Origin of the sequence: Ochrobactrum sp. BTU2, from assembly GCF_024539785.1 — a bacterium.
Classification (GTDB): Bacteria; Pseudomonadota; Alphaproteobacteria; order Rhizobiales; family Rhizobiaceae; genus Brucella; species Brucella anthropi.
The window spans coordinates 313,086-337,737 of the sequence record NZ_JAHWRG010000002.1 but is presented as its reverse complement, the minus strand read 5'-3'; the positions used below and the strand labels follow the sequence as shown (position 1 = coordinate 337,737).

Below are 24,652 nucleotides of genomic sequence, written 5' to 3'. Positions count from 1 at the left end.
GGAGCGAGAATGACAATCCTTCGCATGAACCGCCGCCATTTTCTGGGGCTTTCGGGAAGTGCCGCCGTTGCAGCCTTCCTGCCGCCAAGGGCCTTTGCCGACATCCCGACAGGCAAGGCGCTGCATGGGCTTTCGGCTTTCGGTGACCTGAAATACGGTCCCGATTTTCCACATTTCGACTATGCCAGCCCCGAAGCACCGAAGGGCGGCACGTTCAATTTCGCGCCGTCGAGCTGGGTCTGGAACCAGAATACCGACACGTTCAACACGCTCAATACCTTCACGTTCAAGGGTGATGCGCCGCCGCGCATGGAACTGACCTTTGATACGCTGATGGCTTCGGCGCTGGACGAGCCGGATTCTGTCTACGGCCTGATCGCGGAAAGTGCGACGCTTTCGAAAGATCGCCGCAGTTGCACGTTCAAGCTTCGCAAGGAGGCGCGTTTTCACGACGGCTCGCCTATTGAGGCGAAAGACGTGTTGTTCACCTATGCGACCATCAAGCAGAAAGGCCATCCAACGCTGCGCCAGTATCTGGCAGGCGTCGAAAAGGTGGAGGCAACCGGCAACAGAGAAGTGCGCATGCGCTTCGTCGAAGGGCGCGGACCGAACGCTATCCTTGATGCCGTGGCCGTGCCGATCCTGTCGGAAAGCTGGTTCAAGGATCGCGATTTCGAAGCCACGACCATGGAGCCGGTGCTGGGCTCAGGCGCTTACAAGGTCGGCAATTTCGCCGCCGGTCAGTTCATCGAGTATGAGCGCGTCGAGGATTATTGGGCGAAAGATCTGCCGGTGCAGAAGGGCTTCAATCATTTCGACCGCATCCGTATCGAGTTTTTCCGCGACCGCCAGCCGCAATTCGAAGCCTTCAAGAAAGGCAGTATCGACTACCGCGAGGAGACCGTCTCCAAGAACTGGGCGACGGCCTATGACTTCCCGGCCATCCAGCAGGGAAAGGTCATCAAGCGTACTTTTCCGAAAGAGAAACGCCCGCTGATGCAGGCATGGGCGCTGAACCAGCGCCGCGAACGGTTCCGCGATCCGCGCGTGCGCGAAGCAATTGCGCTCTGCTTCGACTTCGAATGGACGAATGAGAACCTTTTCTACAAGGTCTATGCCCGCTCGCAGTCGTGCTTCAACGGATCGGATTTTCAGGCGAGCGGCATGCCGACGCCTGATGAACTTAAAGTTCTTGAACGTTATCGCGGAAAACTGCCGGATGAGGTTTTCAGTGAAGCCGTTCTAATGCCGGTATCGGACGGAACAGGCCGCGACCGCGCGCAGTTCGCACAGGCCATCAAGCTGTTGGAGGAAGCAGGTTTCGAGCGCAAGAACGGCCAGTTCCACGACAGGGACGGATCAAAGTTCGCGCTGGAGATTCTTTCCAATTCCGAAGCCTTCACCCGGGTCTACAATCCGTTCGTGCAGAAACTGCGCGCCATCGGCATTGACGCCAGCCTGCGGCTTGTCGATGCAAGCCAGTATCAGGTACGGATGCAGGACTTCCAGTTCGACATGGTGGGTATGGCGTTGCAGTTCAGCCCCACGCCGACGCAAGAATCGCTTGCCGGGATGTTGGGTTCCGAATCGGCCAAGGTGCCGGGCAGCTATAATCTTCCCGGTACGGAAGACCCGTTGATCGATGCGCTGATTGCGGATATCGGCAAGGTTTCGACCCGCGAAGAACTCGTCGCCACGATGCGGGTGCTCGATCGGTACTTGCGTATCCGGCGCGACTGGATTCCAAATTGGACGACAGCGAATCATCTCGCGGCCTATTGGGACCGGTTCGGTTTCAAGGAGCCGAAGCCCGATTACGGCTTTCCCGTCGAGACGCTGTGGTGGATCAAGGCGTGATTTCGCGAAACCGAAACCGGTTTTCGACATCACGCTCTATAATGAAAAGGCAGAAGCTGTTGGCAAGCCATAAGATAAACCTGAACCTGCGGAGAAAACCGGGCTGATGGGCGCATATATTCTCCGCCGTCTGCTTCTGATGATTCCGACGATACTCGGCATCATGGCTATTTCCTTCGCTGTGGTTCAGTTCGCCCCCGGCGGTCCGGTCGAGCGCGTGATTGCGCAGCTTTCAGGCCAGGGCGGCGACGCTCTCGACCGCCTTTCCGGCGGTGGTGGCGATTTCGGGCAAAGTGCCGTCGACAGCGGCTCGGTCAATTCCAAATATCGCGGCGCGCAGGGGCTCGACCCGCAATTCATTGCCGATTTGGAAAAGCAGTTCGGTTTCGACAAGCCGCCGCTGGAACGGTTCGGCCAGATGCTGTGGAACTATCTGCGCTTCGATTTCGGCCGCAGCTATTTTCGCGATATCAGCGTGATCGACCTCATCAAGGAAAAGATGCCGGTTTCAATCTCGCTCGGCCTGTGGCTGACTTTTCTGTCCTACATGATCTCGATTCCACTCGGCATTCGCAAGGCAATCAAGGACGGTTCGCGCTTCGACACCTGGACCAGCGCCGTCATCATCGTCGGCTACGCCATTCCAAGCTTCCTGTTTGCAATCCTGCTGATCGTACTGTTTGCGGGCGGCTCGTTCTTCGACTGGTTCCCGTTGCGCGGCCTCACCTCGCCCGATTTCGCGCAGATGTCGTTCTGGGGCAAGATCGGCGACTATCTGTGGCATATGGTGCTGCCGGTGACTGCACTCGTGCTTTCCGCCTTCGCCACCACGACATTGCTGACCAAGAATTCGTTTCTGGAAGAAATCCGCAAGCAATATGTAACCACGGCGCGCGCCAAGGGACTGACCGAGAATCAGGTTCTCTATCGTCATGTCTTCCGCAATGCGATGCTGATCGTGATCGCCGGTTTTCCGGGCGCTTTCATCTCGGCATTCTTCACCGGTTCGCTTCTGATCGAAACCATCTTCTCGCTCGACGGACTTGGCCTGCTGGGCTACCAGTCGGTCATCAACCGCGATTATCCCGTGGTCTTCGCCAATCTCTTCATCTTCTCGCTGATCGGCCTTCTGGTCGGTCTCCTGTCCGATCTCACCTATACGTGGATCGATCCGCGCATCGACTTTGACCGGAGGGACGTGTGATGACCGACACCACCCTCACCCCTGTCGTGCAACCGGTAAAGCGCCCGTTTCTTTCACCACTCAACAAGCGCCGCTGGCAGAACTTCAAGGCCAACAAGCGCGGTTACTGGTCGCTGTGGATCTTCCTGTTCCTGCTCATCGCAGCGCTTTGTTCCGAGTTCATCGCAAATGACCGGCCCATTCTCGTTTCCTACAAGGGCGAGTTGCTGATGCCGGTTTTCGTGGATTATCCGGAAGAAAAATTCGGCGGCTTTTATGCCGTCACCGACTATCGCGACCCGATGATACAGGATGAGATTAACAACAATGGCTGGGCCATCTGGCCACCGATCCGCTATTCCTACAACACCGTGAACAACGAGATACCGGAAGCCGCGCCTTCGAAACCGTTCTGGCTCTATTCGGCGGAAGAGCGCTGCCAGCGCTATCCGCAAGGCGTGAGCGATCCCAATTGTCGCTTCGGCAATTTCAATCTGCTCGGCACCGACGATCAGGCGCGCGATGTATTCGCACGCGCACTCTACGGCTTCCGTATTTCGGTGCTGTTCGGCCTGATTCTCACCTTCTTCTCGGCAATAATCGGAGTGACGGCAGGCGCGGTTCAGGGCTATTTCGGCGGCTGGGTCGATCTTCTGTTCCAGCGCTTCATCGAAATCTGGTCCTCGATCCCGGTTCTCTACCTGTTGCTGATTATCGCGGCGATATTGCCGCCCGGCTTCTGGGTGCTTCTGGGCATCATGTTGTTGTTTTCATGGGTGGCTTTCGTCGGCGTCGTGCGCGCGGAATTTCTGCGGGCGCGAAACTTCGAATATGTGAACGCGGCGCGTGCGCTCGGCGTGAAGAACGGCACCATCATGTGGCGGCATCTCCTGCCCAACGCCATGGTCGCGACACTGACCTTCCTGCCTTTCATCCTGAACGGCTCGATCACCACCCTCACCTCGCTCGACTTCCTCGGTTTCGGCCTGCCCCCCGGTTCGGCTTCGCTGGGCGAACTGCTCGCACAAGGCAAGAACAACCTGCAGGCACCCTGGCTCGGCATTACCGGCTTTGTGGTCATCTCGCTGATGCTGTCGCTTCTGATCTTCATCGGTGAGGCAACACGCGACGCCTTCGATCCGCGAAAGGCATTTCAATGAGTGGGCCAATGAGCGGGTCTATGATCGAATCAGGGAACAAAATCCTGCTGTCCGTTCGCGATCTGTCCGTCGCATTCCGCCAGAATGGCGAGGAACGCATTTCCGTCGACCGCGTATCCTTCGACATTGCCGAAGGCGAAACGGTCGCCCTTGTCGGCGAATCGGGATCAGGCAAATCCGTCTCGGCCTTGTCCATCCTGAAGCTGCTGCCTTATCCGTCTGCCAGCCATCCTTCCGGAGAAATTCTTTTCAATGGCAAGGATTTGATGAAGGCTTCGGAGCCGGAACTGCGCCGTGTGCGCGGCAACGACATCACCATGATCTTTCAGGAGCCGATGACATCGCTCAATCCGCTGCACAGTGTGGAGCGGCAGATCGGTGAAATCCTGAAAATGCACCAAGGCATGGGGGAGCAGGCCGCACGGGCGCGGACGCTGGAACTTCTGAACGAAGTCGGCATTCGCGAACCGGAAAAGCGCCTGTCGGCCTTCCCGCACCAGCTTTCCGGCGGACAGCGCCAGCGCGTCATGATCGCCATGGCGCTTGCCAACAAGCCGAAGCTGCTGATTGCCGACGAGCCGACCACAGCGCTCGATGTCACCGTGCAGGCCCAAATCTTGAAGCTGCTGGCCGAGCTTAAAGCCGCACAGGGCATGTCGATGCTCTTCATCACCCACGACCTCGGCATTGTGCGCAAGATCGCCGACAAGGTCTGCGTGATGAGCAAGGGCAAGATCGTCGAGGCCGGGCCGACCAAAGAGATTTTCGAAAACCCGCAGCATCCTTACACCAAGCACCTGCTTGCGGCTGAACCGAAGGGCGAGCCGCCTGCCGCCGATCCAGCAGCAAAAACGGTGATGGAAGGCAAGGATATCCGTGTCTGGTTCCCGATCAAGAAGGGGTTCATGCGCAAGACCGTCGACCATGTGAAGGCGGTGGACGGCATCGACGTAAACTTACGCGCCGGACAGACGCTCGGCGTCGTCGGCGAATCGGGCTCCGGCAAGACGACGCTTGGCCTCGCACTGTCGCGCATGATTTCATCCAAGGGCGAGATCAGGTTCGACGGCCGCGATATTGCGAAATTCAGTTTCAGTGATATGCGCCCGCTGCGCCGCGAGATGCAAATCGTGTTTCAAGACCCATTCGGCTCGCTCTCACCGCGCATGACCATCGCGGACATCATCGCCGAAGGGCTTCTGGTGCATGAGCCTAAACTGTCGGCAGACGAACGCGATGCGCGTGTCGTTGCCGCGCTCAACGAAGTCAATCTCGATCCGGAAACCCGCTTCCGCTATCCGCACGAATTTTCAGGTGGCCAGCGCCAGCGCGTCGCCATTGCACGTGCCATGGTGCTGAACCCGAAATTCGTTATGCTGGACGAACCGACCTCCGCACTCGATATGAGCGTGCAGGCGCAGGTGGTCGATCTGTTACGCGCATTGCAGAAGAAGCATGATCTCGCCTATCTTTTTATCAGCCACGATCTGAAAGTGGTGCGGGCGCTGGCAAATGACGTGCTGGTGATGCGCAACGGCAAGGCGGTCGAATATGGCGCGGCGAAGGATGTTTTCGCCAACCCGCAGACCGACTATACCAAGGCGTTGATGGCGGCAGCCTTCCGGATGGAGGCAACAGAGGGAGGAGCAAGACAATGAGCGAAACCAAGGGCAACATCCTTTTGGCGATCACCGACTGGGACCCTGAAATCTGGCTGAAGACGTTTCGGGATCACGCGCCGGATCGTCCGGTGGTGACGGATCGCACGGAAAAAGATCCGTCCGTCAAATATGCGCTCGTCTGGAAGCAGAAGCCGGGCTCGCTTGAGAACCTGCCCAATCTGAAGGTGATCTTCTCGCTGGGCGCAGGCGTCGATCACGTCTTCCGCGATGACCGGATTCCCGATGTACCGCTGGTGCGCATCATCTCCGACGATCTTACCATGCGCATGACCGAATATGTCGTCTGGCAGGTGCTGGACCATCACCGTCTCGGACAGCGTTATCGCAAGCAGCAGCAGAATCATGTCTGGCATGAGGATCGCCGCCAACCTGCGGCTCATGAAGTCACTGTCGGCATCATGGGCCTCGGTGTGCTCGGGCGCGATGCGGCTGAAAAGCTGAAGTTGCTCGGCTTCAATGTCACCGGCTGGAGCCGACGCCCGCAAGAGATCGATGGCGTGCAGACCTATCACGGCAAGGACGGCTTTGGGAAATTCCTCAAGACTACCGACATCTTCGTCTGTCTGCTGCCGCTGACGCCCGACACCAAGGGTATCCTCTCCATGTCGATGTTCGCGCAACTGAAGAGCGACGGGCCGCTCGGCGCGCCGGTGCTGATCAATGCCGGACGCGGCGGTCTGCAGAACGAGGCCGATATTCTGGCCGCGCTCGATCGCGGGCTTCTTTCGGCAGCTTCGCTCGACGTGTTCAATCAGGAACCGTTGCCAACCAGCAGCCCTCTCTGGGATCACCCGCGCGTGACGATCACTCCGCACGCGGCAGCAAGCTCATCTGCAACCGCCCTTGTGCCGCAGATCATCCGGCAGATCGAAGCCTTCGAGCGGGACGGGACGCTGGAACATATCGTGGATCGTTCAACCCAATACTAGAGCGCGTTTCGATCTGATTGGATCAGATCGGCGCTCCAATCATTTGTTTTTACGCGCATCCCGATTGCCCCATCCTCGCCGACCGCCACCCGATGGCCGGCGAGTTGCTTTTGCGCCTCGCGGTCAAGTTCAATGGCGATAGGCACGTCATGCCCCATTTCACGAGCCACGATGAGGCCAAGGAGCAGGATCGCATCCGGTTCATGCAGGACAATGGCCGCAGGCGCATGACCACTATGGACCAGCTCCAGAAGAACGGCTGCTGCGGATGACGAGCCGATGGTTCCGGGCAGGCACAACACACGCCCGGCGATGCTCCGCCCATGTTCCGGATGGCGCACATCGGCAATCCGCCCGCTCTTCGGATCGACACCGCCCCAGAAGCTAATCGGCGCGGAGAGAACCAGCGCCTCAGCATCTGCCCCTTTTCCTGCAACGAGTACAGTGCTTTCCCCGATGCTCATGCCGCCTGCCTCCCGAAAACCGGCCTGCCCGCAACCGCGCTTTCCACGCATTCTTCCAACGAACCGTAAAGCACGCCATAGCCGGTGTTGCCAGGTGCATAATGCGCGAACTTGCCGGAATTCGTCATAAGGATGGCATCATCCTTAGCTGGCAAAATTGGTGTAACAACCACGCATGTGTCGGCGACAATCACGACGCCTGCTTTTTCAAGCGCCTGCCTGCGTCCGTCTTTCTCCAGCTCAACCAGTGCATGACGGCCCGTGCAGGCATAAAGCGGCACCGCGAGCTTGCGTTCCGCTATGGCGCGCTCCAGACGGTCGAATTCGGTTCTCGAAAGATGCGGACTGCCAATGGCAACCGCATCGATATGATCGACCTGCTCGACTGTCGAAAGACGCTTGCGCGTCGCCTCGATCATTTCTCGTGTGACGCGGATGACGCCTTCCGGCTTCTGGTGCTGCAAAGCCGTTTCAAGATCGGGCGCTTCGGGCGTGACACCAGCAACATGGAATAGACCGACTGCTCCAACCGATGCCGATGCCGCGCCGAAAGCTTTGAGATCGTCTTCATCGGGATGGACGGGACTGCCTGCAACGACACCGATATTCGTGCCAACACTGCGACCAAACAGATTGCCGAGAATGGGCCAGGCCACTTCCGAAGACAGGAACGCCGGGTCCAGCCCTGAAATATCGATCACCACCGTAGCGCGACGGTTTTCGCTGCGATGCAGACCATAATCGGGCGCGCGGCCAGCAATAGCACAGGCAATATCGAGGAAATCGCCATAACGATTGGTACGCGCACCCAGAACTGAATTACAGAACACGACTGCATTGGATTCACCCCAGGCGACATCTGTGCCCTTTGCTGGCCTGTGTCCCGCCTGATACGGAGCGCAGGTCCAGGTCGGCTCGCAGCCAAGCTTGATATAGGCGCGCATCATGCGCTTGGCCATATCAGCTTCGTGAGCCGGCAAAAGATTACGCGAGCAACCCGTCAGATCGATAGAGCCGACATTGAGCGTCGAGCGGACTTTGACCTTTGCACCACCCTCAACTAGCTTTTCTGCGAAAAGCGTTCCGCTATCGCCGTGATAAAGCGCACCGTCAATATGTGCCGATGCAACTGGAATAAGACGCGGCGCACCCATCAGCCTCGCGGTATCAGCCACAATGCGCATGGCCATCGCAGCGCCCTCCCCCAGATCGCCTGCGGCTATCGACCGTTCTTCATGCGTTAATGTCAGTGCCACGCGTGATCTCCTTGCGCATGGTTATGGATGTGGGGCGGCTATAGCCTGGATGCGCGGTCTCCGCGATCTTGCGATATCCAAGCTTTTCAAACACCGCCCGATTGCGCGTAAGCTCGATACGCACCTGCAACTCAATTGATGGTTTGTCTTTTGCAACCGCAACATCTTCCGCCTTTTGCATTAGCAATCGCCCAATGCCTCTTCCCTCAAAGGCGGGTGCGACGGCAAGTTTGCCGAGATAAAAGCCCTCGGCCTTTTCCCGTATGAAGACACAGCCGACAAGTCTGTCATCCAGAAAGGCCGCAAAACCGGTTTCTTCCTGTGCCTTCTGCCGCAGATTTTCCGCCGTCAGCAAACCTGCCGATGAGGGCGGATCGATCACGCCGTCCATATAGGCGAAGCTGTCGCGGATCATGCCGAGCAGTTCTTCCCACTGCCCGAAATTCTCGCCAATAGCCTCGACACGCAGAGCCGTCATTTCGGTTTGCGTGCCTTATAACGAATGGTTTCGAAGCGGACATTCAAGGCATTGTAGAGCAGCAGACGGCCCACCAAGGGTTCGCCGATACCGGTGATGAGCTTGATGACTTCCATTGCCTGCAGGCTGCCGATCACACCCGGCAGGACGCCAAGCACACCGGCTTCGGCACAGGTTGGCACCGTTCCGGGTGGCGGCGCTTCTGGAAAGAGATCGCGATAAGATGGGTTCTGCGTACCATCCGGCCCGGTCGTATAAGGCATCAGCACGGTGACCGTGCCATCAAAACGACCCATGGCGCCCGTCACGAGCGGTTTTTCCACCCTGGCAGCAGCATCGGCCAGAATATAACGCGTGGTGAAATTGTCCGAGCCATCCACCAGGACGTCATAATTGCCGATCAACGTTTCGACGTTGTCCGCATCGAGGCGAAGCTGGTGTCCCTCGACCTTCACATGTGGATTGATCCGGGCAATGGTGGCAAGCGCGCTTTCCACCTTTGGCTGGCCCACACTTTCCGTATCGTGAATGACCTGCCGTTGCAGGTTCGATAGCGAAACAGTGTCGTCATCGACAATGCCGAGCGTGCCGACACCGGCAGCTGCCAGATATTGCAGCACAGGCGCGCCAAGACCGCCTGCGCCAACGATCAGCACGCGCGCGGCCTTCAGCTTCTGCTGGCCCGGACCGCCGATTTCTGGCAGCACGATATGGCGCGCATAGCGTTCAAGTTCTTCGGACGAAAATGGTCTGGATGGTGCATTCATACCCCCGAACATATGCCTCTCCCAAGGCGCTGTCAGCGGATATTTTGCCTCACGGCACGATCCCCAAAATGGAACCGGTTCGGATCAGGTGTCAGACAGCCTGGTGAGATGACCGGCAGAGACATTGAAGAATTGCGCTTCCCCTTCAAGCGCTTCAAAAAGCGCGCGATCCGTGCCCGTCATGAAGGCCTGTCCGCCAAGCTCATCAAGGATGCCAAAGAGCGCGGCGCGGCGACCTGTATCGAGATGCGCGGCGATTTCATCGAGCAGGAGAATCGGAGCCATACCGGAAAGCTCTGCCGTCAGTCGGGCATGGGCAAGCACGAGACCGATCAAAAGCGCCTTTTGTTCGCCCGTGGAACAGAGCGCGGCTGGCATGGATTTGGGTCTGTGCTGGACGATCAGATCGGTACGATGCGGGCCTTCAAGCGTGCGGCCTGCCGCCCGGTCTCTCGCGCGGCCATCGCGCAGGGTACGGCGAAAGTCTTCTTCGAGATCAAGCGCCGCCTCGACATTGATTCTCTGCTCCAATGTCCCTTCCAGAAAGCAATCGGCCTTTGGAAACGGTCCTTCGACAGGCAGCCGTTCGATCATCGCCGCAATCAGGCGCATGGCTTCGGCGCGCGCAGCAGCAATGGCCGTGCCTAGCTCCGCCATCTGGCTTTCGATCGCATCCAGCCATTGGTCGTCATTACTGCCATCGTTCAGCAAGCGGTTGCGGCTGCGCATCGCTTTTTCGTAATCGAGCACGCGCTTGCCGTGAGCGGTATCGATAGCAAGCACCATACGGTCGAGGAAACGCCGGCGATCAGAAGCGCCTCCGGTGAAAAGCCCATCCATCGACGGCACCACCCAAAGGATGCGCGCATAGTCGAGCATGTCGTCGCCGGAACCCGCAATCCCGTTGATACGTACCTTGCGCCCCCCCTCGCCGCCGCCTGCTGTGCCGGTGCCGATTTCAGCTTCGCCATAGATCATACAGTCAAGCGCGGCATGAATGGCAAAGCCATCAAGCGAATTTGCGCGGGCAACATCGTCATAAGCAGCACGGCGCAGGCCGCGTCCCGGCGACAGAAAGGAAATTGCTTCGATCAGATTGGTCTTGCCGGAACCATTTTCGCCAGTCAGCACGACATGGCCGGGCCCAAGCGGCAGTGATAGTTCCGCATAATTGCGGAAATTCACAAGCTTGAGCCGCCGGATCGAAACACGTTCCGGGCGGCTTTGATTAGGCTCAGGCGTATTCACTTTTCTGTTCTTTAAACACGCATAGGCATCAGGACGTACAATACGTCTTCATCGCCGGTGTCGCGCACCAGCGTCGGCGAACCTGCATCGGCCAGCATGAAGACCGCGTCCGAACCCGAAAGCTGGCTCGTAATGTCGAGCAGGTATTTCGAGTTGAACCCGATATCGAGCGGATCGGCGTCATAGTCCGCCGCAAGCTCGTCAGTTGCACTGCCGGAATCGGGATTGTTGACGGTGAGCGTCAGTTGGCCATCGGCGATTGAAAGCTTCACCGCGCGGCCACGTTCGCTCGAAATGGTCGAGACACGATCCACGGAGGCCGCAAATTCCTGGCGTCCGATGGTGAGCTTCTTGTCGTTGCCAGACGGAATCACGCGCTGGTAATCCGGGAAGGTTCCGTCGATCAGCTTCGAGGTGAGGACCACCGATCCAACCGTGAAGCGAATCTTGGCGTCCGACAGTTCAACAGTAACGACCACATCCGGCACATCGACCAGCTTCTGCAGTTCGGCAACCGTTTTGCGCGGGATGATGATGCCCGGCATGCCTTCCGTGCCGGACGGTGCTTCCAGCTCGGCGCGCGCCAGACGGTGACCGTCGGTCGCGACAGCGCGCAGCTTCAGGGCACCCTCGCTTTCGATGGCGTGAAAGAAAATGCCATTGAGGTAATAGCGGGTTTCTTCCGTCGAAATCGCAAACTGCGTGCGGTCAATGAGACGCTTCAGAGCCTGCGCCTCGATCCGGAAGGAATGGGTAAATGCCCCAGCGGTCAGTTCCGGGAAATCGGACTGCGGCAGGCACTGGAGGCGGAAAGACGACTTGCCGGAAATGACCGAAATGGAACCACCATCCGGATTGGTCGACAGCATGACTTCAGCGCCATCCGGCAGCTTGCGGACGATGTCATAGAGAAGATGTGCCGGAACCGTCGTAGCGCCTGCCTGTTCCACCATGGCGGCTGTCGCTTCGTTGACCTCAAGATCAAGGTCGGTCGCCTTGAGTGCGAGACTTGCGCCCTCAGCCTGCAAAAGCACGTTCGACAAAATCGGTATCGTGTTGCGACGCTCCACGACGCGATGGACGTGGTTGAGAGATTTGAGAAGGTTCGATCGCTCTAGGGTAACACGCATGTTCAAACGCACTCGCTCGCTGGGACAGGACAACTGCATCTGACGGGCAGGCAGGCGGCCCCTGTCGATAAGGCGCCAGGGGCGCCAGAAGGTCCGTTAAAGTGGCAGATTTTTAAGGAGAAAAGCAAGCCCGCGCCATGTCGGAAAGCGACAGGGCCCGGGCTTTTTGTTGATAACCGCGATTGATAGCGGGGAAGCTACTGTAATCAGGCCGCCTGATCGTTGATGAGGCGCTTCAGAAGCTCCAGTTCCTGCGCCAGCTTGGTGTCGGCGCCAACCAGATCTTCGATCTTGCGCACGGCGTGCAGCACGGTCGTATGATCGCGTCCGCCGAAGCGGCGGCCGATTTCCGGCAGAGAACGCGGCGTCATCATCTTGGCGAGATACATTGCCACCTGACGCGGCTTGACGATGGTGCGCGTGCGGCGGTTCGACAGCAGGTCCTGCTTCGAGACATTGTAGTGACGCGCCACGATGCGCTGGATTTCCTCGATGCGGATACGCTTCGGTTCGCCAACGCGGGTCAGATGACCGAGCAGCTCATCGACGCGGTCGATGGAGATGTTCGGCTCGAAGGACTGACGGAACAGAAGCTGGTTGAAAGCACCTTCCAGTTCGCGGCCCGATCCGGTGACCGTGCGGGCAACGTGGGAGAGAATCTCTTCACCAATGTTCAGGCTCGAATCTTCTGCCTGCGCGACGGCGAGACGACGGCGCAGCATCTCGACACGCATGTCGTAATCAGGGGCCGCCACTTCGAGCGCAACGCCACCCTGAAGACGCGAACGAACGCGCACATCGAGCGATTCCAGTTCGGACGGCGCACGGTCAGCAGCGACAACGACCTGCTTGGCGCTGTCGAGCAGCGTGTTCAGGAGGTGGCAGAACTCATGCTGGATCGACTTGCCCTGCAGGAACTGCATGTCGTCGATGACGAGAAGGTCGATATCGCGCAGCTGTTCCTTGAAGGACAGCGCATTGTTGTCGCGGATCGCGGTGGCAAAGCGCCACATGAAATACTCAGCTGTCAGATAGACAACGCGGGCCTTTTCCTGACGCTGCAACGCTGCCGCGGCAATGGCCTGAAGAAGATGCGTCTTGCCGAGGCCGACGGAAGCATGGATGAAAAGCGGATTGAAACGCACCGCGCTGGAACCGGCTTCCGCAATGGTGCGGGCGGCGGCAAGGGCCACGCGATTCGATGCGCCATCGACAAAGCTGTCGAACGTATAGCGCGGGTCGAGCGGCGAACCCAGAACGGAACCCGATGCCGATTCTGCAACGACTGCAGAACCGCGCTTCTCACCGAGCGACTGTCCAACGGGAAACACCATCTTTTCGCGCGGAGCCACAGCAGGCTTGGTTTCAACTGCTTCGCAGGCTTCCACTGGAGCTGCGCTGCGCACCACGCGGCTTACACCGCGAACCACGACTTCAACTTTCAGGATTTGCGGGTTTTCTTCCTGCCACAGCTCGGTCAGCAGTTCAGAATAGTGATTGTTGATCCAGGAGCGCAAAAATGCTGTCGGAACCGACAGGCGGACAATGCTCTTGGAGATATCGTCGAGCTTCAGACGACCGAACCAGCTGGAATAAATCTCGGTGCCGACGCGGGCTTTCAGCTTTGCCGTAAGGCGCTCGAAAACCTCGTCACCTGCATTGCCGCTCAACTCGACCAGGCTCTTTTCATTTCCGGTAGCAGAAGATCCATGGATACGGTTCGCATGTGCATCATCACCCATCGTTGCCGTCGATTTGCCGGTCATCATTGCCATCGTCTCGCCTGCCTTCACATTCGTACGCGCCGTTTTTTGGCGCTTGTCATTTTTTCCTGTCCGAACCGCGGATTTTTTATCCGTCTGGCCTGGTAGGTACTCACTCATAAAGCCCGGCTCTACAGCTCTGGGCCAAACACAAACTCAAACGGTCCCATCAGGACCAACACCCGGATACTCCTTCCCGGCGACCTTTTTACGACTCACAACACTTTTACCGGAGGCTGATTGCCCGGAAAGAAATCCGCCACAACCATTCAATTGTCGGGGACATGCCTAAAACGGCATTCCGGTTAACGAACGGTAAGCAAACAACCATGAGGAACAGGACCTTACGACCAGAATATAACACCCGCGGGCTGTGATGCCCACGCCGACAAACTCGCTATTTGATGCTAACTCCGGGCCGGTGGCCCACCCCTCTTATGCCCTGACTTTAGCGAAGCCTCGCAGCAAAGGGCAAGCCTCAGAAAGCCACATTTTTTTGCTGAAAGCCCTTGCAGGGGGACTCGACAAAAGTAGGGAATCGGACGCCAGCGAAATAACACCTTTGGATTCAATGTGTTTTCGTGGGGCAATTTTTAGGTGATCTTGATATGTTCTTCCTAAAAATAAATTTAAAAATATTCCTTGACTCAAACCCCCTTCCGAGTCCCTAAACCCGCCTGTGGATAACAGTGGATAATAATCCACAACCATTTGAAAATACTACTTAAATAGCCTCATGCGAGATTAACCGCTCTCTGAAATATTCCAGCTAGGCATTGAAAAATCTCTACAATTCAGGGTGGTATGAAAGAATGCCAGTGTTCTGAGAAACGCTCAAAAAAGAAAACCCGGCTAACAATGAGCCGGGTTTCGAAAACATTCCATAAAAATGGATGAATGCTTAGGCGTTCAGAGCCTTAACGCGCTGAGCAAGGCGAGACACCTTACGCGAGGCGGTATTCTTGTGCATCACGCCCTTGGAAGCAGCGCGCATCAGTTCAGGCTCAGCAGCCTTGAATGCGACTTCTGCAGCCTGCTTGTCGCCGCTCAGCAGAGCGTCTTCCAGCTTGCGCACGAAGGTACGAACGCGCGAACGGCGGGACTTGTTGATTTCGGTGCGGGCAGCGATCTTGCGCACTGCCTTCTTGGCCGAAGGAGTATTGGCCATAAATGCCTCTCTTTTTTCTGTCAGCTAGCCAGGGGCAAAAACCGCCGGGCACAAAACCTCTAGGGCAGCCGAGAAAATCCCTTGAAGATCCCTGGGGGCCGCCGATCCGTGGCGGGCTTATAGATCAGCTTTGGCGCGGCGTCAACGTGGATTCTGCCCCAAAGCTCGATCAAAAAGCCGCAAACCCGGCCTGAAAGCCTGCCGAAAGCGACCGGAAGGCTTCCATGATGCTCTTGTCAGGGCAGTCACTCGACCACCAGCCGATCAATTGGGGCGGTTCCGACTAAAACCGAGTCATTGAAACTGCTCTATCTATTTGTCTTTTCAAGCATGTCTTTATCCCGAAACCGGTTCCCACTTTAGGGAGACAAGCTTTAGCGATTCTTGAACGACGGCGTACGCTTGTCGATGAAGGCTGCCATGCCTTCCTTCTGGTCTTCCGTCGCAAACAGCGAATGGAACTGGCGCCGCTCGAAGCGGAGTCCTTCGCTCAGCGTCATTTCGTAGGTACGATTGACCGCTTCCTTGACCATCAGCACAGACGGACGTGAGAAGGATGCAATGCGTTCTGCCGCCTTCAGCGCTTCGTCAAGAAGCTCTTCCGGCGCAACGACGCGCGAGACGAGACCGCTGCGTTCTGCTTCCGCCGCATCCATCATGCGCCCGGTGAGGCACATATCCATCGCCTTGGACTTGCCGACATAGCGCGTGAGACGCTGCGAGCCGCCCATGCCGGGCATGACGCCGAGCGTGATTTCCGGCTGGCCGAATTTTGCGTTGCTGCCCGCGATGATGAAATCGCACATCATGGCGAGTTCGCAGCCGCCGCCCAGCGCATAGCCCGAAACCGCCGCGATGATCGGCTTGCGGACCCGATCCACTTTCTGCCAGTCAGCAAACATGTCCTGAAGATAGGCATCCACGAAATCGATCGGCTGCATTTCCTTGATGTCGGCACCGGCAGCGAAGGCCTTTTCGGAACCGGTGAGGACGATAGCGCCGATCTTGCCGTCCGTATCGAAAGCGCCGAGAGCTTCCGTCAATTCGTCGAGAACCTTGCGGTTCAAGGCATTGAGCGCCTGCGGGCGGTTGAGGCGGATGAGGCCAACGCCGCCACGTGTCTCGACGATGATCGTTTCATAGGCCATGGATTGAACTCCTCCTTCGGGCAGATCAAGCGTTTCCTGTTTTTCCTGAATCACGGGAAATGCTCTATCTTTTCGGTTTGAACCGCGCATCTTGTCCGAAAACCGTTTCACACTTTTCGGGATGCGCTCTCGCTGGTTGGCGGGCAAAGTGGACCGGCGTCACTTCTTTTTCAAGGCCTCATTGCTGGCAGGAGGCACAGAAAAAAGTTGAACGTCCCGACTGTACCGCCCGTTCCACAATGCCGTTGCAGGCAGGGTTTTTGCATGGCTCGCCCTCGCGCCCATAGACGGAGAAGGAGTGTTGGAAATAGCCAAGCGCGCCATCTGCCTGAATATAGTCCTTGAGGGTTGAACCGCCTGCGGCAATGGCTTCCGCGATCACTGTGCGGATATCGGCAGCCAATTGCTCCATGATTGCGGGATTCTGCGCAACAGACCCGGCTGTCTGCATGGGCGACAGGTGGCTACGCCAGAGCGCCTCGCAAACATAGATATTACCAAGACCAGCTATCAGCCGCTGATCGAGCAGCGCCGCCTTGAGCGGCGTCCGACGCCCCTTGAAGAGTTCGGCCAGAATGGTGCCCGAGAGCAGATTGCCTGTCGGCTCTATGCCGAGGCTTGCCAGCAGCGGGTGACTATCGAGCGTGCCTTCTTCCGCAAAAAGCATGAAGCCGAAGCGACGCGGATCGTTGTAGACGATACGGGCCGGAGCGCCATCGGCCCGCAGAAGATGAAACACGACATGGTCATGCGCACTCAGCTTGGAGCGCTCATGATGGAATTCGCCGGGCGTGCCGCCGTCATCATCAGTCTCGATGCGAAACGAACCCGACATGCCAAGATGGCTGATGACGGATAGGCCGTCATCGAGATGGATCGTCAGATATTTCGCGCGACGTCCAAGCGCCGAAATGCGCCGACCGGAAAGCCGTTCGACAAAGTGGTCGGGAAAGGGAAAGCGCAAGTCCGGGCGTCGTTGTTCGACTTGGCTGACGGTCGCGCCCTCCATGACGGGCTGCAGACCACGGCGAACCGTTTCGACTTCTGGCAATTCGGGCATAGAAAACTGATCCTGAACAAGAGCCATGCATTGGCTTTGCCCTTATATGTTCAGTTTTGTCCGCAATGCCAAGATGTTCAGCAATTGGTACAGGGAAGCGTGTTCGTATAGCGGGGCGCCAGATAATAGGTTTCGCTCATCGGAATGCTCGTGGAAATCCATGCATTGAGCGGCCTGTAGTCGAGTTCGACGTCGACTTTGATGAAATACGATCCTTCATCCAGAAGGCTTGACGGAATATCGCCGACATCCCCCTTCTTGGCGGCAAAATCCGCAATGTTGGCATAGGACCAATCGACCTCCGGTGTCAGGTTGCTGGCCCTCGCCGTTCCGTCAATCCTGATTGCGGTGATCCTTATCTTCGGTGTGCTCCGACCATAGGGCAGCAGTGACGCGCGACTGATGTTGAACATATCGTTCAGATCATTCTTCGTGACCGACAATTGGCGGGCAACCAGATCAGCGAGGCTGCTCGCCGAGCGCGACACTTTCTTGTTCGTGTCGACCCCGTCAGCCAGATCAACAGAGCCCAGATAAATCAGAAGCAGGACGGGCGCGATCAGTGCGAATTCAACCGCACCCAATCCGCGTCTATCATTCAGGAATTTTCGAAGACAAGTACGCATGGCAATCGATCGCTCCAGAATGCATTCCGAAAAGTGCGAGGCGATTTTCGGAACGCACATCAGTTGTTTTAGTTCGGGAAGGGTTCGTTCTGCCAGGTGAGGGTCGCAAAGAGCGGCATGGTGCCCCCTGCAGCATGTGGATTTTCGATCAGATAAAGGATGTTTGTCAGCACGGGCCACGCATAAACCACGTTGAGCTGATTGATCGTCGAGGTTCCACTGGTCCCGATAATACCTGTCCGCGTGAGCTTGCCCTCACCGTCGAGAATCTGGTCAATCGGAACCTTGTCGAAGCCTTCGTAGGTTCCCAGATTGAGCGAAAGATTGGGACAGCCTTGCGCGACCATAAACTGCATCTGCTGACAGAGTTCGGTGCGCAGGGTTCCTTCGCTGATTTGAGCCCCTCTGATCTGCCCCGTCTGCAATCGGCGTGCAACAGTCTCTGTCGCATTGGATATGACCTGACGCGCCACAAAACTCATACCGATTTCGATCGTCGCAAAGATGATGATCAGGAACGGAACGATGAGCAACGCGAACTCCACCGCCGCCACACCATGTTGTGCACGGGCAAAACGGCGTAAGTTCGCGCTCACCCCTGCAAGGCCAAGCGCCAAAATCCGGAAAGTCATAACCCCACCCAACTTCACATGAATTCCATTGGGAGTATCGTTACAACAGGACAACCTGAAAGAGTATTAACGGAACAGGGACTCACGACTGAATAGCGTTACTTGTCGTCGAAGCCGTTCTTCGTTGAGGCTTTTTCGCAGTAAGGCGTACAGGAAAGCGTTTGCACTTCGGCCTGCCGGTAAATTCGCGTCGTGCCGCGTGCATTGCGGGAAACCACCAGCTCACGGTCGAGGATCGGTTCGCCCTGCTTGTCCATGACGACAATATTGGTGACGCCAAAATCCTTGCCAGTCAGAACAATAGTCTGTGCATCCTGAACGACGGCATCGGCAATCGACGGATTTCCGATCACGACACTGTCGGCTGGCCGCGCGAGCCGCAAGATGCGCGCCTGGCTTGTTTCAAGAGCAATGTAGTCTTCCGCAGACGCCGGTATGGCCGCAAAGACCGTCATGAACGCAAGGCCCATGGCGGACACCATGCCGAAGCCACCCAAAGCAAACAATCGACGCGTCACGCGACATTCCCCCGCAGATATAGTGGGCTCAGCGAATGGAACCCCATCAATATAATGAGCAAAGAATGAAGGGGATTGGTGAAGGAAGAATTAAGTCGCTACCCTTCCGTGCAGACCGCGTTCACAATTCGCCAAAGATTAACCAATCGTGCGATTGCAGTGATCCGGAAAGCGCCGTTACACTTCATTAACCCTGATTGTTAAGAGGGCCACAATTCCTCTCTCTTATGCTTCAGCTCATCCGAAACTAGAGCGCGTTTCCAAAAACCAGCGCGATCGGAACAGCGAGGAGCATGTGATGCCGACATTGATGACGCGCTTCATGAAGAACAGGGCCGGTTCGACAGCAATCGAATATGCGCTGATCGGCACACTCGTTTCCATAATGATCATCAGCGGTGTCGCGCTCGTGGCCGGTAATGTCGGCGAAAAATTCAATGACACGGCCATACAGTTCGAACAGGCGACGAACCGCTAATCATCAAAGCGCAACTCCGTGCAAACGGTGACCAAATGATGGGATGACAGGCGACGCGGGGGGATCGGCAATGACAGCAGCAGCCATGACGGCAATCTTTGCTCTGGCAATGGTGACGGCCATGATCACCGACTTGACCTCGATGACCATCCGCAACCGCGTTTCCATCGGACTGACCCTGGGCTTTGTCCTGCTCGCACCGTTCTGCGGAATTTCCCTCGCAGACTATGGCTGGCATCTGGCTGTCGGCGGTATCGTACTCATCATCACCTTTTCGCTCTTTTGCCTGCGCGCCATGGGTGGTGGTGACGCCAAGCTCATTGCGGCGACGGCCTTGTGGTTCGGTCCCAATGCCAGCCTCATGGATTATATTGTGATGGTTTCGATCCTGGGCGGCGTGCTGACACTCACGATCATCCTCTACAGGATGATCCCCCGTCCGCTTCTGGCGGATCGCTATGCCTTCTTGGGAACACTCGCCCGCAAGGATGTGGGCATTCCCTACGGCATTGCACTTGGCGCTGCCGGTCTCTGGACATTTCCACTGTCGCCAGTCGGGGAAACGATGAAAACCTATATGGCAGGGGCATTTTAAGCGCATTTATGCGCAACGTTCGCGTGTACTCCCAATCTTTCTTTATTCGAATAAGATTATATTAACCATAATTACACGATTCCCAGTGCAATTTTGGAACACGTCATCAAGACGTGGGGATTTGCGCGGGGCACATCATGAAATCAGCTCGACTGCTCATTTTAGGAGTGGCCGTTCTTGCGGCAGGTGGCGCTGGCTATATTGCCATGAACCTCGCCGCACCGCCGCCTGCTCCCGTTGTCGTCGCGCCTGAAACGCCGCAGATGAAGCTGGAAGACGTGCTGGTTGCCACCGAAAATCTCGGTGTCGGCGCAGAGCTTACATCGCAGATGCGCTGGCAGCCCTGGCCTGCCGAAGCTGTCAGCGACGGCTATATCACCCGCGCAAGCGAACCCGACGCCATCAATCAGTTGAGTGGCGCAACCGTGCGCCTGCAGTTCTTCACGGGCGAACCGATCCGCAAGACCAAGCTCATCGGTCCGGGACAGAGCTTCATGTCGTCGATCCTGCCACCCGGCATGCGCGCCGTCGCGACACAGATCAATGCCGAAAGCTCGGCAGGCGGCTTCATTCTTCCCAATGACTTCGTCGATGTCATCATGACCCGCCGCAAGCCGGACAATGGCGATAAATCGCTGACGCCATTCACCACAGAAACCGTGTTGCAGAATGTGCGTGTTCTGGCCATCGATCAGGCCATTCAGGAAGACGAACAGGGCCGCAAGGTCATGGTCGGCCAGACCGCGACGCTCGAAGTCACGCCGGAACAGGCCGAAATCATCACCGTCGCCCAGCAGATGGCAGACCGCCTGACGCTGGCACTTCGCTCGACACAGGATGTCGAGGACAAGGATATCAAGCAGGCCGACTATCTGGTTTCCTCGCCGACCCGCAGCGGAACGGTCAAAGTCATCAAGTCCGGCAGCGTTACAGAAATAGGACCGCGCTCATGAGAAAGACAAAACGCGTGCGCCCATATTCCGCAAAAGTCGCACTTTTAACCAGCGCGCTTGCCGCCTTCTCACTACCACTCACCGATATGTCCGCCATGGCGGCGGCCGGCATCGTCAAGGTCGGCAGCCAGCAGCGTTCGCAGACGATCAAGCTTGGCCTCAACAAGTCGGTCGTGCTCGATCTTCCGCAGGATGCTTATGACGTTCTCGTCTCCAACCCGACAATCGCCGATGCGGTGACGCGTACGTCGCGACGCATCTATCTTTTCGGCAAGCAGGTCGGACAGACCAATATTTTCGTTTTCGGTCCCAATGGCGAACAGGTCGCATCCATCAATGTCGAAATCGAGCGCGATGTGAGCGGGATTTCATCCCAGCTGAAGCGCCTCATTCCCGGTTCCGATATTCGCGTCGAACTGATCAACGACAATGTGGTGCTGACCGGAACGGTGCAGACCCCACAGGATTCTGCACAGGCCGCAAAGCTTGCAGGCCTTTTCGTTTCCGGTGGCGAAGCAACAACCGGTCAGTTCACCACGACTGCGTCCGCGCCAACAGATGGCGGCGGCGTTGCTATCAACAATCCCGACCGGAACCGCCGCGCGAGCGCCATCGTCAATATGCTGACTATCGTCGGTGAGGATCAGGTGACATTGAAAGTCACCGTCGCGGAAGTCAGCCGCTCGGTTATGAAGCAGCTTGGCGTCAATATGGCAGGCAGCGGTGTTTCGAACGGCATTTCCTATGGGGGAATTTCCGAGAGTATTGCCGGAGCCATTGGCAACAACCTGTCCGATACCGGATTCGGCCTCGCGACAAGCAATTTTTCCGCCTATCTGCGGGCAATGGAATCGGCAGGCGTCATGAAGACGCTCGCCGAGCCGACCCTGACCGCAATCTCCGGCGAAAAAGCGGCCTTCAATGTCGGCGGCGAATATAATGTCATCAACAGCGTCAAATATGATGATGACGGAAAGCGCACCAATGAACTGGCCAAGATCAACTACGGCATTGGTCTCGAATTCATGCCGACCGTGCTGGGGCCGGGACGCATCAGCCTGAAAATCAGAACCTCCGTCTCTGAGCCGACGACAGAAGGCGCAGGCACCACCAACAAGATGGATGGCGTTGGCGCAAGTGTTCTATCGCTGCGCAAGCGTGTCGCCGATACCACGGTCGAACTTCCGTCCGGCGGTTCCATGATGATCGGTGGGTTGATCCGCGATGAAGTGCGCCAGTCGGTTTCCGGCTTTCCAGGCCTTACCAAGATTCCGGTCCTCGGCGCGCTGTTCCGCAGCAAGGATTTCATCCGCAACGAATCCGAACTGGTGGTGATCGTCACACCTTATCTGGCACGCCCCGTTGCCCGCCAGCAGCTTGCGCGACCCGACGACAATCTCAATCCGGCCAGCGATGGCGCGGGATACATCCTTGGCAAGGTCAATCGCGTTTACGGCACGATGGAAACCAAACTGCCGCCCGGTCGCTACAACGGCGTCGTCGGTTATATCTACAAGTGAGCGGGGACAGATCATGACATATTCAGTCAGAGGCTTTTGCAGGATTTCCACCCGACCAGCGCTTGTCGCTCTGTCACTGGCCCTTCTGGCAGGTTGTGCGAACCGCCAGCACGTAACCGTTGGCGCTTTGCCGGATGATTATCGTACCAATCATCCGATCACGATTGCGGAGCGGGAGCAGGTCACCGATATTCCGGTTGCACAAGCCGACCAGAAGCTGAGCCCAATGCAGCGTGGCATCGTTCAAGGTGCCATCGCCAATTACCGGCGTGGTGGCTCAGGCATGCTCTATGTGCTGGTGCCTTCAGGCACCTCCAATCAGGCGGCGGCCTATCGGTTAAGCACCGAAGTGTCGGCTATGCTCCGGCGCGGCGGCATCAAGGCAAACAATATCGCCATCGAAAACTATCCCGTTGAAAACCCGGAAGCGGCAGCGCCCATCAGGATCAGCTATTATGCGATGACCGCGGGCACGACGCCATGCGGTCGCTGGCCGGACGATCTCGCCAGCACGCCTGAAAACAAGCATTACGCCAATTTTGGCTGTGCCTCGCAGAACAATCTTGCCGCTCAGGTCGCCAATCCGGCCGATCTTCTGGGACCACGCGTCATGTCGCCAATCGATTCGGACCGCACGACCGAACGCCTCAACGGCGATCAGGGCTACGTGAAAATGTCGCCGGCACAGACGGACAACTGGCAAGAACCCCGCAGCAAGCAAGCCGAGTATTAAGAGGGCGCCATGAGCAACTTCGCTTTCGAACCAGCGGAAGAAGAACAAGGCCCCGAGACGGGCCGCGCGCCGATCATGCTCGAAAATGTGCGCCCCATTCCACGCATTTCGATCCAGGCCTTCTGCGTGAACGAAAGCGTCGCCATTCCAATCGAGCGCGCCGGCGGCGACCGGCGCATGGCCAAAACCCATCTGAAAGTCATGATGGGCGGCATTGCAGCGGCTACCGAGTTTTATCAGACCGCCTCCACGCCGAATCTGATCATTGTCGAATCGGCGTCCGAACCCAATGTGCTGCTAGAAGAACTGCAGCAATTGTCGGAGGTATGCGATCCCGGTTCAAAAGTTATGGTGATTGGTCATTCCAACGAGGTCTGGCTTTATCGCGAATTGCTGCGGCGCGGCGTTTCAGAATATATCGTGGCGCCTGTCTCGCTCGCAGACATTCTGGCCATCGTTTCCTCGATTTTTCTCGATCCCGGTGCAGAACCGCTGGGTCGTTCCATCGCCTTTATCGGTGCGAAAGGTGGCGTTGGTGCTTCGACAATCGCCCACAATGTCGCCTGGTCGATCTCCGACCTGTTTCGGCACGATGTCGTGCTGGCAGACATGGACCTGCCCTTTGGCACAGCAAACATCAATTTCGATCAGGACCCGACGCTCGGCATCGCCGATGCCGTTTTCTCGCCTGAGCGGATCGATGAGGTCTATCTCGACCGGTTGCTGGTTCAATATGACGATCACCTTTCAATCCTCGCTGCACCGTCGAGCCTGGAGCGGACATTCGATTTCGGCGAAGACGCCTTTGCCGAAATGATCGATGTTGCCCAACGCAATTCTCCGCTGATTGTGCTGGATGTGGCACATGGCTGGAGCGGATGGACGCGGACCACATTGATGCGCGCCGATGAGGTCGTGATCGTTGCAACACCCGATCTCGCCAATCTGCGCAACACGAAGAACCTTCTCGACACGCTGGCGCAACTGCGACCGAACGATGTGAAACCGCATCTCGTCCTCAACCAGATGGGCATTCCCAAACGGCCGGAAATTGCGCTCGCAGATTTTGCCGAGCCGCTCGGCATCGACCCTGTCGCGACTATAGACTTCGATCCGCAGCTTTTCGGCAATGCAGCCAACAACGGCCGGATGATCGCAGAAACCAATCCGGAAAGTCCGATTGCCGAAGCCATCAGCCATATTGCGCATGTCGTGACTGGCAGGGCCGATGTGCAGCCGCGCAAGAAGAGCAGCATTTCGAGCCTTCTCGGCAAATTTGCACGCAAGACCAAGTAACGGCAGGA

At 57.3% G+C, this 24,652-nt stretch carries 24 protein-coding genes; 11 read left to right on the top strand and 13 right to left on the bottom strand.

Going from position 1 to position 24,652, the window contains the following annotated elements; genetic code table 11:
• Positions 1–9 precede the first annotated feature (9 nt).
• The 5 genes from KWJ32_RS06305 to KWJ32_RS06285 all read left to right on the top strand — a co-directional run bounded on the left by KWJ32_RS06305 (position 10) and on the right by KWJ32_RS06285 (position 6,811).
• Positions 10–1,857, top strand: coding sequence for an extracellular solute-binding protein (locus KWJ32_RS06305; RefSeq protein WP_011982255.1), 1,848 nt, complete (start codon positions 10–12; stop codon positions 1,855–1,857).
• 106 nt (positions 1,858–1,963) lie between these two features.
• The gene (locus tag KWJ32_RS06300) at positions 1,964–3,061 is read left to right on the top strand and encodes a microcin C ABC transporter permease YejB (protein ID WP_010657819.1); all 1,098 of its coding nucleotides are present in this window, start codon (positions 1,964–1,966) and stop codon (positions 3,059–3,061) included.
• Positions 3,061–4,200, top strand: coding sequence for an ABC transporter permease (locus tag KWJ32_RS06295; RefSeq protein ID WP_011982254.1), 1,140 nt, complete (start codon positions 3,061–3,063; stop codon positions 4,198–4,200). The genes KWJ32_RS06300 and KWJ32_RS06295 overlap by 1 nt, the downstream gene beginning before the upstream one ends.
• Positions 4,197–5,858, top strand: coding sequence for an ABC transporter ATP-binding protein (locus KWJ32_RS06290; RefSeq protein WP_011982253.1), 1,662 nt, complete (start codon positions 4,197–4,199; stop codon positions 5,856–5,858). The genes KWJ32_RS06295 and KWJ32_RS06290 overlap by 4 nt, the downstream gene beginning before the upstream one ends.
• Positions 5,855–6,811: a glyoxylate/hydroxypyruvate reductase A gene (locus tag KWJ32_RS06285; RefSeq protein ID WP_011982252.1), complete on the top strand. Its 957-nt coding sequence runs from the start codon at positions 5,855–5,857 to the stop codon at positions 6,809–6,811. The genes KWJ32_RS06290 and KWJ32_RS06285 overlap by 4 nt, the downstream gene beginning before the upstream one ends.
• Here KWJ32_RS06285 and KWJ32_RS06280 read toward each other — a convergent pair.
• From KWJ32_RS06280 to KWJ32_RS06220, 13 genes are all read right to left on the bottom strand, one after another.
• Entirely contained in the window at positions 6,808–7,275 is a 468-nt protein-coding gene (locus KWJ32_RS06280) for a DUF126 domain-containing protein (protein WP_011982251.1), read from the bottom strand. The genes KWJ32_RS06285 and KWJ32_RS06280 overlap by 4 nt on opposite strands.
• Positions 7,272–8,531: an aconitase X catalytic domain-containing protein gene (locus KWJ32_RS06275; protein WP_011982250.1), complete on the bottom strand. Its 1,260-nt coding sequence runs from the start codon at positions 8,529–8,531 to the stop codon at positions 7,272–7,274. The genes KWJ32_RS06280 and KWJ32_RS06275 overlap by 4 nt, the downstream gene beginning before the upstream one ends.
• Positions 8,509–9,009, bottom strand: coding sequence for a GNAT family N-acetyltransferase (locus KWJ32_RS06270; protein ID WP_011982249.1), 501 nt, complete (start codon positions 9,007–9,009; stop codon positions 8,509–8,511). Before KWJ32_RS06270 ends, KWJ32_RS06275 begins: the two co-directional genes overlap by 23 nt.
• Entirely contained in the window at positions 9,006–9,788 is a 783-nt protein-coding gene (locus KWJ32_RS06265; RefSeq protein ID WP_181834082.1) for a molybdopterin-synthase adenylyltransferase MoeB, read from the bottom strand. Before KWJ32_RS06265 ends, KWJ32_RS06270 begins: the two co-directional genes overlap by 4 nt.
• A gap of 72 nt (positions 9,789–9,860) precedes the next feature.
• Positions 9,861–11,024: a DNA replication/repair protein RecF gene (gene recF / locus KWJ32_RS06260; RefSeq protein WP_011982247.1), complete on the bottom strand. Its 1,164-nt coding sequence runs from the start codon at positions 11,022–11,024 to the stop codon at positions 9,861–9,863.
• Between the two features lie 11 nt (positions 11,025–11,035).
• A complete protein-coding gene (gene dnaN, locus KWJ32_RS06255; protein ID WP_040129048.1) occupies positions 11,036–12,154 on the bottom strand; it encodes a DNA polymerase III subunit beta in 1,119 nt (372 codons plus the stop codon).
• A gap of 206 nt (positions 12,155–12,360) precedes the next feature.
• Positions 12,361–13,923: a chromosomal replication initiator protein DnaA gene (dnaA, locus tag KWJ32_RS06250; protein ID WP_011982245.1), complete on the bottom strand. Its 1,563-nt coding sequence runs from the start codon at positions 13,921–13,923 to the stop codon at positions 12,361–12,363.
• A gap of 895 nt (positions 13,924–14,818) precedes the next feature.
• Positions 14,819–15,085 (bottom strand): 30S ribosomal protein S20, encoded by a 267-nt coding sequence (gene rpsT / locus KWJ32_RS06245; RefSeq protein ID WP_010657809.1) that lies wholly within the window; start codon positions 15,083–15,085, stop codon positions 14,819–14,821.
• A 374-nt stretch (positions 15,086–15,459) separates the two neighbouring features.
• The gene (locus tag KWJ32_RS06240; protein ID WP_010657808.1) at positions 15,460–16,233 is read right to left on the bottom strand and encodes an enoyl-CoA hydratase; all 774 of its coding nucleotides are present in this window, start codon (positions 16,231–16,233) and stop codon (positions 15,460–15,462) included.
• A 178-nt stretch (positions 16,234–16,411) separates the two neighbouring features.
• On the bottom strand, positions 16,412–17,293 hold the full coding sequence (gene mutM, locus KWJ32_RS06235; protein WP_040130028.1) for a bifunctional DNA-formamidopyrimidine glycosylase/DNA-(apurinic or apyrimidinic site) lyase: 882 nt from the start codon (positions 17,291–17,293) through the stop codon (positions 16,412–16,414).
• Positions 17,294–17,370: 77 nt separating this feature from the next.
• The gene (locus KWJ32_RS06230; protein ID WP_012090968.1) at positions 17,371–17,919 is read right to left on the bottom strand and encodes a TadE/TadG family type IV pilus assembly protein; all 549 of its coding nucleotides are present in this window, start codon (positions 17,917–17,919) and stop codon (positions 17,371–17,373) included.
• A gap of 68 nt (positions 17,920–17,987) precedes the next feature.
• Complete coding sequence (locus KWJ32_RS06225) at positions 17,988–18,551, bottom strand: TadE/TadG family type IV pilus assembly protein (protein ID WP_012090969.1); 564 nt, start codon at positions 18,549–18,551, stop codon at positions 17,988–17,990.
• Positions 18,552–18,649: 98 nt separating this feature from the next.
• Positions 18,650–19,069: a pilus assembly protein N-terminal domain-containing protein gene (locus KWJ32_RS06220; protein WP_012090970.1), complete on the bottom strand. Its 420-nt coding sequence runs from the start codon at positions 19,067–19,069 to the stop codon at positions 18,650–18,652.
• A gap of 298 nt (positions 19,070–19,367) precedes the next feature.
• Between KWJ32_RS06220 and KWJ32_RS06215 the strand changes: the two genes are divergently transcribed.
• From KWJ32_RS06215 to KWJ32_RS06190, 6 genes are all read left to right on the top strand, one after another.
• On the top strand, positions 19,368–19,547 hold the full coding sequence (locus KWJ32_RS06215; RefSeq protein WP_010657803.1) for a Flp family type IVb pilin: 180 nt from the start codon (positions 19,368–19,370) through the stop codon (positions 19,545–19,547).
• A gap of 70 nt (positions 19,548–19,617) precedes the next feature.
• Positions 19,618–20,142: a prepilin peptidase gene (locus tag KWJ32_RS06210; RefSeq protein ID WP_012090972.1), complete on the top strand. Its 525-nt coding sequence runs from the start codon at positions 19,618–19,620 to the stop codon at positions 20,140–20,142.
• Positions 20,143–20,279: 137 nt separating this feature from the next.
• Entirely contained in the window at positions 20,280–21,095 is an 816-nt protein-coding gene (gene cpaB, locus KWJ32_RS06205; RefSeq protein ID WP_010657801.1) for a Flp pilus assembly protein CpaB, read from the top strand.
• A complete protein-coding gene (locus KWJ32_RS06200) occupies positions 21,092–22,615 on the top strand; it encodes a type II and III secretion system protein family protein (RefSeq protein ID WP_094514576.1) in 1,524 nt (507 codons plus the stop codon). The genes cpaB and KWJ32_RS06200 overlap by 4 nt, the downstream gene beginning before the upstream one ends.
• Before the next feature lie 13 nt (positions 22,616–22,628).
• The gene (locus tag KWJ32_RS06195) at positions 22,629–23,348 is read left to right on the top strand and encodes a CpaD family pilus assembly protein (protein WP_012090974.1); all 720 of its coding nucleotides are present in this window, start codon (positions 22,629–22,631) and stop codon (positions 23,346–23,348) included.
• Positions 23,349–23,357: 9 nt separating this feature from the next.
• A complete protein-coding gene (locus KWJ32_RS06190) occupies positions 23,358–24,644 on the top strand; it encodes a CpaE family protein (protein ID WP_029926132.1) in 1,287 nt (428 codons plus the stop codon).
• Positions 24,645–24,652: the final 8 nt, after the last annotated feature.